Here is an 11,470-nt window from a genome sequence, read left to right as displayed (position 1 = left end):
ATCAGCGGCCGTATTCGCGGCCCAGCTCCTCGGCCCGGCGGCGAGCGGCTTCCAGCGCCAGCTCGAACGATTCCTTCACCTGGGCCGCCTGCAGCGTGCTGATGGCCGCGTAGGTGGTCCCGCCCTTGGACGTGACCCGCTCGCGCAGGATCTGCGGCGGATCGTCCGAGCGCTGGGCCAGGGTGGCGGCGCCGATGAAGGTGCCGGTGGCCAGCTGCAGCGCCAGCTCGGGCGACAGACCCATGTTCTCGCCGGCGTCGCGCATGGCTTCGAGGAAATAGAACACGTAGGCCGGGCCGGAGCCGGAGAGGGCGGTCACCGCGTCCAGATCCTGCTCCACCGGCACCCAGGCCAGCTCACCGGTGGTGCGCACCACCTGCTCGACCAGGGTACGGTCCTCGTCGCCGGCATCGTCGCGGGCAAACAGCCCGGTCATGCCCAGTCCGACCAGGGCCGGCGTGTTGGGCATGGCCCGGACGATCCGGCCGGTGCCCAGCCAGGCGGCCATGCTGTCGGTGGTGATGCCGGCGGCCACGCTCAGGTGCAGGGCATCCTGCAGGTAAGGGGCGCTGGCCAGTGCCGCCTCGCGGAAGGTCTGCGGCTTGACGGCCCAGATGACCATGTCGGAGGGCTGCATCTCCGGGCCGGCCGCCGGGTGCAGGGCCACGCCCGGAAACAGGTCCGCGAGGCGGGATCGCTGTTCGTCCCAGGGTTCGACCACCTGGAGGCCCTCGGCGGGGTGGCCCTGACGCAGCAGGCCGCCGATGATGGCGCTGGCCATGTTGCCGCCGCCGATGAAGGTGATGAGGGGAGTGCCGGAAGGAAGGGTGCGGGTGTTCATGCCCGCATTGTGGCGTGGGCGACGCCACGTCCGTCGGCGTTCAGGCGGCCACGGTCTGCCGCACAGCGTGTTCCCAGGCGGCCATGCGGGCAGATGCCTCGTCCCGCGACAGGTCGGGGTGGAAGATGCGCTCGGCCCGCCACTGGGCGGACAGCTCGTCCAGGCCGGCATACAGGCCGCAGTGCAGGCCTGCCAGGTAGGCCGCACCCAGGGCAGTGGTTTCCACGACCGCCGGTCTGACCACCGGTATGCCGAGCAGATCGGCCTGGATCTGCATGAGCAGGTCGTTGACGCAGGCGCCGCCGTCCACCCGCAGTTCGGTCACCGGAACGCCACCGGCGGCCACCGCATCGCGGCTCATGGCGTCCAGCAGGGCCGCACTCTGGAAGGCGATGCTCTCCAGCGCCGCCCGCGCGATGTGGGCCATGGTGGTGCCGCGCGTCAGCCCGGTGATGCTGCCGCGCGCCTCCGGCTGCCAGTACGGGGCGCCCAGGCCGGTGAAGGCCGGCACCAGCATCACGCCGCCGGCATCGGGCACGCTTTCGGCCAGGGCCTGCACCTCGCTGCTGGCCTCGATGGCCCGCAACCCGTCCCGCAGCCACTGGACCACGGCGCCGCCGATGAACACGCTGCCCTCCAGCGCGAACTGCGGTGCGCCCGGCGGCTGGGCGCAGGCGGTGGTGATGAGGCCGTTCTGGCTGGTCTGGAAGCGATGGCCGGTGTGCATCAGCATGAAGCAGCCGGTGCCATAGGTGTTCTTGGCCATGCCGGCCTGGAAGCAGGCCTGGCCGAACAGGGCGCTCTGCTGGTCGCCCGCCACACCGCCGATCGGCAGCTCGGCGCCCAGCCACTGGGCATCCAGGGTGCCGAAGTCGGCGCTCGACGGCAGCGATTCGGGCATGAGCGAGCGCGGTATGTGCAGCAGGTCCAGCAGTTCGTCGTCCCACTGCTGGGTGTTGATGTTGAACAGCAGGGTGCGCGCGGCGTTGCTGTGATCGGTGACATGGCGCCGGCCGCCGGTCAGTTGCCAGATCAGCCAGCTGTCGACCGTGCCGAAGGCCAGCTCGCCGCGTTCGGCGGCGTCGCGTGCCCCGGGCACCCGGTCGAGGATCCATTGCAGCTTGGTGCCGGAGAAGTAGGCGTCGATGCGCAGCCCGGTGAGGGCCTGCACCCGGGCCTCGTGGCCGGCCTCGCGCAGACGGGCGCAGGCGTCTTCGGCGCGGCGGTCCTGCCAGACGATGGCGTTGTAGACCGGCTCGCCGGTGCGGCGGTTCCACACCACGGTGGTCTCGCGCTGGTTGGTGATGCCCACCGCCCGGATGTCGCTGGCGCGCAGGCCGGCGCCCTTGAGGGCTTCGCGGGCGGTCTCCAGCTGGGTCGACCAGAGGTCGCGCGGGTCGTGCTCCACCCAGCCGGGCTGCGGGTAGATCTGGCGGAACTCGCGCTGCGCCATGCTGACCACGCGGCCGGCGCGGTCGAAGACGATGCTGCGCGAACTGGAGGTGCCTTGGTCGAGGGCGAGCAGGTAACTCATGCGGGCAATCCGGGAGAGGGGGATGTCAGGCGGGATCGCTGTCGGCCACCACGCATTCCACGTGGCTCTGCGCCAGCAGCTGGTCGAAGGGGGCGGGCGGGGCGCGGTCGGTGAACAGCAGGTCGAGCTCGTCCAGCCGGGCCAGCTCCACCATGGCCGGGCGGTTGAACTTGGTGTGGTCGGCCGCCAGCCAGACTTCGCGCGACTGCGCCACGATGGTGCGGGCCACCTTCACCTCGCGGTAGTCGTAGTCGCGCAGGGTGCCGTCGGCCTCGATGCCGCTGATGCCGATCAGGCCGATGTCGACCTTGAACTGCCGCATGAAGTCCACCGTGGCTTCTCCGACGATGCCCTGGTCGGCGCCGCGCACCTGGCCGCCGGCCACGATGACCTCGCAGTCCGGATTGGCACTCAGCAGCGAGGCGATGTGCAGGTTGTTGGTGATGACCCGCAGACCGCGGTGCCGCAGCAGGCCCCGGGCCACCGCCTCGATGGTGGTGCCGATGTTGAGGATGAGCGAGCAGCCGTTGGGCACGCGGGCCGCCACGGCGCGGGCAATCGCCAGCTTGGCCTCGGCCTGCATGGCCTGGCGCTGGCGGTAGGCGATGTTCTCGGTGGTCGAGCTCGGCAGCCGCACGCCGCCATGAAAGCGCGCCAGCAGGCCGGCCTCGGCCAGCCGCTGCACGTCGCGCCGCACCGTCTGCAGGGTCACGCCGAATCGCTCGGACAGGGCCTCGATGGTCTGCGGCCCGTGGGCGCGCACCTCGTCGAGCAGGGCGGTGTGGCGGGGATTGAGGTTCATGGGAGGCGCGGCAGCAAGGTCCGGGCCACGAACATATCGGAAAACCGAAAAGCGCCGATCAGGGTAAATACCGAATAAAAACGAACATAAACGAACAATAGAATGCCCGAATCGAAAGCGAACCCGTTTCGATCGGGCGTTTTTTGTTCGATTCATCCCCATGCAACTCACCCTGGAACATGTCGGCAAGACGGTCGGACCCGAAGTCCACCTCTACCCGCTGAGCCTGTCGCCGGTGCCCGGCGCCGTCACCGTGCTGCTGGGTGCGACCCAGGCCGGCAAGACCAGCCTGATGCGCATCATGGCCGGCCTGGACGGCGCCACCAGCGGCCGCGTCAGCGTGGATGGCCGCGACGTGACGCGGGCCTCGGTGCGCGAGCGCAACGTGGCCATGGTCTACCAGCAGTTCGTCAACTACCCGTCGATGACGGTGGCCCAGAACATCGCCTCCCCCCTGAAGCTGCGTGGCGAGAAGGACATCGAACGCCGGGTGCGCGAGCTGGCCGAGCGCCTGCACATCGACCCCTTCCTGGAACGGTTGCCGGCCGAGCTCTCGGGTGGCCAGCAGCAGCGCGTGGCGCTGGCGCGGGCCCTGGCCAAGCGTGCGCCGCTGATGCTGCTCGACGAACCCCTGGTGAACCTGGACTACAAGCTGCGCGAGGAGCTGCGCGACGAGCTGACCGCGCTGTTCGCCAGCGGCGACTCCACCGTGGTGTACGCCACCACCGAGCCGGGCGAGGCCCTGCTGCTGGGTGGTCACACGGCCGTGATGGATGCCGGTGAGCTGCTGCAGTACGGCCCCACCGCCGAGGTGTTCCATGCGCCGCAGAGCATCCGCGTGGCCCGCGCCTTCAGCGACCCGCCCATGAACCTGCTGCCGGCCGAGGCGGTGGAGGGCGGGGTGCGCCTGGCCGGTGGCGACATCTGGCCGGTGGTCCTGCCCGTCGGTGCGCCACGCCAGCTGGTGCTGGGCCTGCGCGCCGGTGCCCTGCGCCCGCAGGCCCGGGAAGGCGACGTGACGGTGCCCGGCCAGGTGGAGCTGGCCGAGATCGCCGGTTCCGACACCTTCGTGCACCTGCGCAGCCCGGTGGGTGAGCTGGTGGCCCAGCTCACCGGCGTGCACAACCTGAACCTGGGTGCCCCGCTCACCCTGCACCTGGACCCGCGCCAGGTGTTCCTGTTCGATGCCGCCGGCCCCTTGCTGCGGCCTGCGGCGCGCAGCGCCAACGGAGGGCGTGGCTGATGGCCCTGATCGAACTCGACCTGGCACACGCCTACCGGGCCAACCCGCAGCGCGACGAGGACTACGCCCTGCTGCCGCTGAAGATGGCGTTCCGCGATGGCGGCGCGTATGCGCTGCTCGGCCCGTCGGGCTGCGGCAAGACCACCATGCTCAACATCATGTCGGGCCTGCTCGCGCCCTCCCAAGGCACGGTGAAATTCGACGGCCGCGACGTGACCCGCCAGACCCCGCAGCAGCGCAACATCGCCCAGGTGTTCCAGTTCCCGGTCATCTACGACACCATGACCGTGGCCGAGAACCTGGCCTTCCCTCTGAAGAACCGCAAGGTGCCCGCCGCCGAGATCCGCGAGCGTGTGGGGCGTATTGCCGAGATGCTCGAGATGAGCCACCAGCTCGACATGCGTGCGGCCGGGCTGTCGGCCGACCAGAAGCAGAAGATCTCGCTGGGCCGGGGCCTGGTGCGGCCGGACGTGTCGGCCGTGCTGTTCGACGAGCCGCTCACCGTCATCGACCCGCACCTCAAGTGGCAGCTGCGGCGCAAGCTCAAGCAGATCCACCACGAGCTCAAGCTCACCCTCATCTATGTGACCCACGACCAGATCGAGGCCCTGACCTTTGCCGACGAGGTGGTGGTCATGTCGCGCGGCCGGGCGGTGCAGGTCGGCACGGCCGAGGCCCTGTTCGAGCGGCCCGAGCACACCTTCGTGGGCCACTTCATCGGCTCGCCGGGCATGAACTTCCTGCCGGCGGTGGCCGAGGGCGCGGCGGTGCGGGTGCTGGACCGGCTGCTGCCGGTGCCCGGGCGCCGTCTGCCCGCCGGCGATCTGCGGCTGGGCATCCGCCCGGAATACCTCGACCTGGGCCTGGACGGCGAGGCCGGCACCCTGCCGGCGCGCGTGAGCCGGGTACAGGACATCGGCACCAGCACCATGCTCACCTGCGAGGCCGGCGGCCACGCGCTCAAGGTGCGGCTGGCCGCCGAGCGCCAGGCCCCCGCCGTGGGCGACACGGTGCACCTGCGCCTGATCGACACCCACACCTGCTTCTACCAGGACGAAAGGCTGATCCCGTGAGCCAGACCCTGAAACCCGTGAACCAGAAGGCCTGGTGGCTGGTGCTGCCGGTGGTGCTGTGCGTGGCCTTCTCGGCCGTGCTGCCGCTCATGACGGTGGTGAACTATTCGGTGCAGGACATCTTCTCGCCCGACCGCCGCGTGTTCGTCGGCACCGAATGGTTTGTGGCCGTCATGCGCGACGAAGAGCTGCACCTGGCCCTGTGGCGGCAGATCCAGTTCTCGCTGGCGGTGCTGCTGGTGGAGATCCCGCTGGGCATCGCGCTGGCGCTGTCCATGCCGTCGCGCGGCTGGCAGTCCTCGGCGGTGCTGGTCATCGTGGCGCTGTCGCTGCTGATCCCGTGGAACGTGGTGGGCACCATCTGGCAGATCTTCGGCCGGGCCGACATCGGCCTGCTGGGCTACTACCTCGAGAAGGCCGGCTTCGACTACAGCTACACCGGCAACCCCGACCACGCCTGGTGGACGGTGCTGGCCATGGACGTGTGGCACTGGACGCCGCTGGTGGCGCTGCTGGCCTACGCCGGTCTGCGCAGCATCCCGGACGCCTACTACCAGGCCGCGAGCATCGACGGTGCCAGCAAGTGGGCGGTGTTCCGCTACATCCAGCTGCCCAAGATGCGCGGCGTGCTCATGATCGCGGTGCTGCTGCGCTTCATGGACAGCTTCATGATCTACACCGAGCCCTTCGTGCTCACCGGCGGCGGCCCCGGCAACGCCACCACCTTCCTGTCGCAGTACCTCACCACCAAGGCGGTCGGCCAGTTCGACCTGGGTCCGGCCGCCGCCTTCTCGCTGATCTACTTCCTCATCATCCTGCTGTTCTGCTTCGTGCTCTACAACTGGATGCAGAGCCTGGGCCAGGCGCCCAAGGAGGGTTCGGAATGAACGAGCGCCGCTTCAAGAAGAGGACGCTGTTCCTCCTGGCCTATCTGGTGTTCGCGCTGCTGCCGATCTACTGGATGCTCAACATGAGCTTCAAGACCAACGAGGAGATCCTGTCCTCGTTCACCCTGTGGCCGGCGCAGTTCACCTGGGCCAACTACAAGACCATCTTCACCGACCCCTCCTGGTACTCGGGCTACATCAACAGCCTGATCTACGTGGGCATCAACACGGCCATCTCGCTGACCGTGGCACTGCCGGCGGCCTACGCCTTCAGCCGCTACCGCTTTCTGGGCGACAAGCACGTCTTCTTCTGGCTGCTCACCAACCGCATGACGCCGCCGGCGGTGTTCCTGCTGCCCTTCTTCCAGCTCTACACCACGCTGGGCCTGATGGACACCCACATTGCGGTGGCCATGGCGCACCTGCTGTTCAACGTGCCGCTGGCGGTGTGGATCCTGGAGGGCTTCATGAGCGGCATCCCGCGCGAGATCGACGAGACCGCCTACATCGACGGCTACAGCTTCCCGCGCTTCTTCTTCACCATCTTCCTGCCGCTCATCAAGGCCGGCGTGGGCGTGGCGGCGTTCTTCTGCTTCATGTTCAGCTGGGTGGAACTGCTGCTGGCGCGCACGCTGACCAGCGTGAACGCCAAGCCCATCGTCGCCACCATGACCCGCACGGTCAGTGCCAGCGGCATGGACTGGGCCACGCTGGCAGCCGCCGGCGTGCTGACCATCGTGCCGGGTGCCATCGTCATCTGGTTTGTCCGCCACTACATCGCGAAGGGCTTCGCGATGGGCCGCGTCTGAAGGAGCCGCCATGTTTGCCTGGATGGTCTGGACCACACCGGTGGCCGTCTTCTTCACCGTCATCGCGCTCATGCTGATCGGCATGACGGTGTGGGAGGTCCGCTCCCCCACCACCGAGCGCAAGGGTTTCCTGCCCATGAAGACCACGCGCGGCGACCGCCTGTTCGTGGGCCTGCTGGGCGCGGCCTACATCAACCTGGCGTTTGTCGGCCTGGCCGGCTGGATCGCCGAGCGCCTGTCGATGGCCGAGGAGCCCAGCGTGTGGGTCAGCTTCGGCATCTCGGTCGTCTGGCTGCTGCTGGTCATGCGCAAGGGCTGATCCGCCGCCGTTCCGCATTCCTTTCCTTCCGATTCGGCCCGATCGCTGCCCCGGGGCCGAGCCTGCGTTCCCGTCCGGGGCAGCCTACACAGAGGAGACATTCATGAAAGTGCGTCACACCGCCCTGGCGCTGGCATCGCTGCTGGCCCTGGGTTCGCTGCCCGCCTGGGCCGACGAAGCCGCCGCCAAGAAGTGGATCGACAGCGAGTTCCAGCCCTCCACCCTGAACAAGGCCCAGCAGACGGCCGAGCTCAAGTGGTTCATCGATGCCGCGGCCAAGCTCAAGGCCAAGGGCGTCAAGGAAATTTCGGTGGTCTCCGAGACCATCACCACCCATGAGTACGAGTCCAAGACCCTGGCCAAGGCCTTCGAGGAGATCACCGGCATCAAGGTCAAGCACGACCTGATCCAGGAAGGCGACGTGGTCGAGAAGCTGCAGACCTCCATGCAGTCGGGCAAGAGCATCTACGACGGCTGGATCTCCGACTCCGACCTGATCGGTACCCACTACCGCTACGGCAAGATCATGAACCTGACCGACTACATGGCCGGTGCGGGCAAGGAGTTCACCAACCCCGGCATCGACATCAAGGACTACATCGGCACCAAGTTCACCACCGGTCCGGATGGCAAGCTCTACCAGCTGCCCGACCAGCAGTTCGCCAACCTGTACTGGTTCCGCGCCGACCTGTTCGCACGCCAGGACCTGAAGGACAAGTTCAAGGCCAAGTTCGGTTATGACCTGGGCGTGCCGCTGAACTGGAGCGCCTACGAAGACATCGCCGAGTTCTTCTCCAACGACGTGAAGACCATCGACGGCAAGCCCATCTACGGCCACATGGACTACGGCAAGAAGGACCCGTCGCTGGGCTGGCGCTTCACCGACGCTTGGCTGTCCATGGCCGGCACCGCCGACATCGGCATCCCCAACGGCCGCCCGGTCGACGAATGGGGCATCCGTGCCTCGGCCGACGGTTGCAACCCGCTGGGTGCAAGCGTCTCGCGCGGCGGTGCCACCAACTCACCGGCCGCCGTCTACGCGCTGACCAAGTACGTCGACTGGATGAAGAAGTACGCACCGAAAGAGGCCACCGGCATGACCTTTGGCGAAGCTGGCCCGGTGCCCGCCCAGGGTCAGATCGCGCAGCAGATCTTCTGGTACACGGCCTTCACCGCCGACATGACCAAGCCCGGCCTGCCGGTGGTCAATGCCGACGGCACGCCCAAGTGGCGCATGGCCCCCGGCCCCAACGGCCCGTACTGGAAGCAGGGCATGCAGAACGGCTACCAGGACGTGGGCAGCTGGACCTTCTTCAAGAACCACGATGCCAACAGGACGGCCGCGGCCTGGCTGTACGCCCAGTTCGTGACCGCCAAGACGGTGTCGCTCAAGAAGACCCTGGTCGGCCTGACCCCGATCCGCGAGTCCGACATCCAGAGCAAGGCCATGACCGACATGGCGCCCAAGCTGGGTGGCCTGGTCGAGTTCTACCGCTCGCCCGCCCGCGTGGCCTGGAGCCCGACCGGCACCAACGTGCCCGACTACCCCAAGCTGGCCCAGCTCTGGTGGCAGAACGTGGCCCAGGCCGTGACCGGCGAGAAGACGCCCCAGGCCGCCATGGACAACCTGGCCGAGCAGATGGACCAGGTGATGGGACGTCTGGAGCGCGCCGGCATGGAGCGTTGCGCGCCCAAGCTCAACAAGAAGGAAAGCCCGGACAAGTGGCTGAGCGACAAGGCCGCGCCGTGGAAGAAGCTGGCCAACGAGAAGCCCAAGGGCGAGACCATCGCCTACGAGCAGCTGCTCAACGCCTGGAAGGCCGGCAAGGCCCGTTGATCCGCACGGGACCCGCATGATCCGCGAAGAGCGCCTCGCCACCCTGTCGCCCGACGAGCCCGTCGACCTGCTGGTCGTCGGCGGCGGTGCGACCGGGCTGGGCGTGGCGCTCGACGCGGTCCTGCGGGGTTTTTCGGTCGTGCTGGCCGAGTCGCACGACTTTGCGGGCGGCACGTCCTCCCGCTCCACCAAATTGCTGCACGGCGGCGTGCGTTACCTGGCCCAGGGCAACCTCTCGCTGGTGCGGGAAGCCCTGGCCGAACGCGCCACCGTGCTCAGCGTGGCGCCCCATCTGGCGCAGCCGCTGCCCTTCGTCATGCCGTCGTACCGCTGGTGGCAGACGCCTTTTTATGGCCTGGGCCTCAAGCTCTATGACCTGCTGGCCGGCAAGGCCGGTCTGGGCCGCACCGAATTCCTCTCGCGCGCCGAGGCGCTGCAGGCCCTGCCGGGGGTGCAGGAGCGCGGCCTGCGCGGCGGCGTGCAGTACTGGGACGGTCAGTTCGACGATGCCCGGCTGGCGCTGGCCCTGGCCCGCACCGCCGAGGCGGCCGGCGGCCGCCTGTTCAATTACCTGGAGGTCACCGGCCTGCGGCCCGACGCCGACCTGACCCGGGCCACCCTGAAAGACCGCCTGGGCGGCGCCGAGCGCAGCGTGCGCGCCCGCTGCGTCGTCAATGCCACCGGCGTCTGGGTCGACGCCTTGCGCAGCGCCGCCGGCACGCCGTCGCGCATGGTCAGTCCCAGCCAGGGCGTGCACGTGGTGGTCGACCGCGATTTCATGCCCGGCCGCCACGCCCTGCTGGTGCCCCGGACCCGAGATGGCCGCGTGCTGTTCGCCGTGCCCTGGCTGGGCAAGCTGATCCTGGGCACCACCGACACACCCCGCAGCGATCTGCCCCGGGAGCCCGATGCGTTTGCCGAAGAACTGGATTTCATCCTCAGCGAGGCCGGCAAGGCCCTGAGCCGCCCGGTGCGCCGCCGCGACATCCGCAGTCTGTGGGTCGGTCTGCGCCCGCTGGTCGCCCCGCCTGCGGCCGACGAGGGCGAGACCCGGACCCTGTCCCGGGAGCACACCATCGTCATCGACGGGCGCATGGTCACGGTCACCGGCGGCAAATGGACCACCTACCGGGCCATGGCCGACGATGTGATGACCCGGTGCTTCCAGGCCGGCCTGCTGCCCGCCCGCGCCGGTGGCCAGACGCAGCGCCATGCCCTGATGGGGGCTCCCGACGTCGGCGCTCCCGCCATGCCGCTGCATGCCGAACCCGGAATGCACATTTTTGGTGCAGAAGCGCCGGCGGTGAGCGCCTGTGGCGACTCGACCCCTCTGGGCATGGGCCTCACCGACGCCATGGTGCGCTACGCCTTCCGGCACGAGCATGCCCGCACCGTCGAGGACGTGCTGGCCCGCCGCTGGCGGTCCCTCTTCCTGGACGCGACCGAAGCCGCCCGCATGGCCCCTGCCGTGGCTGCGCTGCTGGCCGCGGAGGCCGCCCGTGCCGGCCTGCCGGCCCGGCCGGCGGCCGATCTCGAGGACTTCCTCGCGTTGTGCCGGCGCTACCTGCCCATCGCTTGACAGCCGCTGGCGGGCATGCCATACTGCGCGGCTTCGCTTTAAAAAGCGGATAGCTTTCTGCCCACCGAAGGGTGGTGGCCGGCGTCAAACACCGGTTGCTGCCTGTACGACGGGCCCAAGACTGATCACCTCCGGCCACGGTGGCTGTAGGGATTCAAGTTGGGACTTAAATCAAATGATCCAAACGCAATCTCGACTCGATGTTGCTGACAACACGGGTGCCAAGTCCGTGATGTGCATCAAGGTGCTCGGCGGCTCCAAGCGGCGTTACGCCAGCGTGGGCGACGTCATCAAGGTCACCATCAAAGAAGCAGCGCCCCGTGGCCGCGTCAAAAAAGGCGAGGTTTACAACGCTGTGGTGGTCCGCACCGCCAAGGGCATCCGTCGTCAGGACGGCGCCCTGATCAAATTCGATGGCAACGCCGCTGTGTTGCTCAACGCCAAGCTGGAGCCCATCGGCACCCGCATCTTCGGACCGGTGACGCGCGAGCTGCGCACCGAAAAGTTCATGAAGATCGTGTCGCTGGCGCCCGAGGTTCTCTGAGG

11 protein-coding genes are annotated in these 11,470 nt (G+C 68.4%); 8 read left to right on the top strand and 3 right to left on the bottom strand.

The window, feature by feature from the left end; genetic code table 11:
• Position 1: 1 nt before the first annotated feature.
• Genes proC through CAP38_RS00325 form a run of 3 tightly spaced genes read right to left on the bottom strand, consistent with a single transcriptional unit; the run spans position 2 to position 3,177 of the window.
• Positions 2-841 carry a pyrroline-5-carboxylate reductase gene (proC, locus tag CAP38_RS00335; protein ID WP_086118915.1) on the bottom strand — a complete coding sequence of 280 codons (840 nt, stop codon included), beginning with the start codon at positions 839-841 and terminating at the stop codon, positions 2-4.
• 40 nt (positions 842-881) lie between these two features.
• A complete protein-coding gene (gene glpK, locus CAP38_RS00330) occupies positions 882-2,375 on the bottom strand; it encodes a glycerol kinase GlpK (protein ID WP_086118914.1) in 1,494 nt (497 codons plus the stop codon).
• A gap of 25 nt (positions 2,376-2,400) precedes the next feature.
• On the bottom strand, positions 2,401-3,177 hold the full coding sequence (locus CAP38_RS00325) for a DeoR/GlpR family DNA-binding transcription regulator (protein WP_086118913.1): 777 nt from the start codon (positions 3,175-3,177) through the stop codon (positions 2,401-2,403).
• A 160-nt stretch (positions 3,178-3,337) separates the two neighbouring features.
• On the opposite strand from CAP38_RS00325, the gene CAP38_RS00320 reads away from it, so the two are divergent.
• The 8 genes from CAP38_RS00320 (at position 3,338) to rplN (ending at position 11,468) form a co-directional block, all read left to right on the top strand.
• Entirely contained in the window at positions 3,338-4,420 is a 1,083-nt protein-coding gene (locus CAP38_RS00320) for an ABC transporter ATP-binding protein (protein ID WP_086118912.1), read from the top strand.
• Positions 4,420-5,493, top strand: coding sequence for an ABC transporter ATP-binding protein (locus tag CAP38_RS00315; protein ID WP_086118911.1), 1,074 nt, complete (start codon positions 4,420-4,422; stop codon positions 5,491-5,493). Before CAP38_RS00320 ends, CAP38_RS00315 begins: the two co-directional genes overlap by 1 nt.
• The gene (locus tag CAP38_RS00310; RefSeq protein ID WP_086118910.1) at positions 5,490-6,380 is read left to right on the top strand and encodes a carbohydrate ABC transporter permease; all 891 of its coding nucleotides are present in this window, start codon (positions 5,490-5,492) and stop codon (positions 6,378-6,380) included. The genes CAP38_RS00315 and CAP38_RS00310 overlap by 4 nt, the downstream gene beginning before the upstream one ends.
• Positions 6,377-7,189, top strand: coding sequence for a carbohydrate ABC transporter permease (locus CAP38_RS00305; RefSeq protein WP_086118909.1), 813 nt, complete (start codon positions 6,377-6,379; stop codon positions 7,187-7,189). Before CAP38_RS00310 ends, CAP38_RS00305 begins: the two co-directional genes overlap by 4 nt.
• 10 nt (positions 7,190-7,199) lie before the next feature.
• Positions 7,200-7,508: a DUF2160 domain-containing protein gene (locus CAP38_RS00300; RefSeq protein ID WP_086118908.1), complete on the top strand. Its 309-nt coding sequence runs from the start codon at positions 7,200-7,202 to the stop codon at positions 7,506-7,508.
• Between the two features lie 103 nt (positions 7,509-7,611).
• Positions 7,612-9,345, top strand: coding sequence for an ABC transporter substrate-binding protein (locus tag CAP38_RS00295; RefSeq protein WP_086118907.1), 1,734 nt, complete (start codon positions 7,612-7,614; stop codon positions 9,343-9,345).
• 16 nt (positions 9,346-9,361) lie between these two features.
• A complete protein-coding gene (locus CAP38_RS00290; RefSeq protein WP_086118906.1) occupies positions 9,362-10,924 on the top strand; it encodes a glycerol-3-phosphate dehydrogenase/oxidase in 1,563 nt (520 codons plus the stop codon).
• 175 nt (positions 10,925-11,099) lie between these two features.
• Positions 11,100-11,468 (top strand): 50S ribosomal protein L14, encoded by a 369-nt coding sequence (gene rplN / locus CAP38_RS00285; protein WP_056268999.1) that lies wholly within the window; start codon positions 11,100-11,102, stop codon positions 11,466-11,468.
• The last annotated feature ends 2 nt before the right edge of the window (positions 11,469-11,470 follow it).

Origin of the sequence: Hydrogenophaga sp. IBVHS2 (assembly GCF_002127215.1) — a bacterium.
Lineage (GTDB): Bacteria > Pseudomonadota > Gammaproteobacteria > Burkholderiales > Burkholderiaceae_C > Hydrogenophaga.
Note: the sequence above shows the minus strand (reverse complement) of the source record. Positions and strands in the feature narration are given on the sequence as shown.

Coding starts and splice junctions, on each gene's coding strand:
- glpK (WP_086118914.1), bottom strand. CDS start 2,375: ATGAGTTACCTGCTCGCCCTCGACCAAGGCACCTCCAGTTCGCGCAGC.
- CAP38_RS00290 (WP_086118906.1), top strand. CDS start 9,362: ATGATCCGCGAAGAGCGCCTCGCCACCCTGTCGCCCGACGAGCCCGTC.
- CAP38_RS00320 (WP_086118912.1), top strand. CDS start 3,338: ATGCAACTCACCCTGGAACATGTCGGCAAGACGGTCGGACCCGAAGTC.
- CAP38_RS00315 (WP_086118911.1), top strand. CDS start 4,420: ATGGCCCTGATCGAACTCGACCTGGCACACGCCTACCGGGCCAACCCG.
- CAP38_RS00305 (WP_086118909.1), top strand. CDS start 6,377: ATGAACGAGCGCCGCTTCAAGAAGAGGACGCTGTTCCTCCTGGCCTAT.
- CAP38_RS00325 (WP_086118913.1), bottom strand. CDS start 3,177: ATGAACCTCAATCCCCGCCACACCGCCCTGCTCGACGAGGTGCGCGCC.
- proC (WP_086118915.1), bottom strand. CDS start 841: ATGAACACCCGCACCCTTCCTTCCGGCACTCCCCTCATCACCTTCATC.
- rplN (WP_056268999.1), top strand. CDS start 11,100: ATGATCCAAACGCAATCTCGACTCGATGTTGCTGACAACACGGGTGCC.
- CAP38_RS00300 (WP_086118908.1), top strand. CDS start 7,200: ATGTTTGCCTGGATGGTCTGGACCACACCGGTGGCCGTCTTCTTCACC.
- CAP38_RS00295 (WP_086118907.1), top strand. CDS start 7,612: ATGAAAGTGCGTCACACCGCCCTGGCGCTGGCATCGCTGCTGGCCCTG.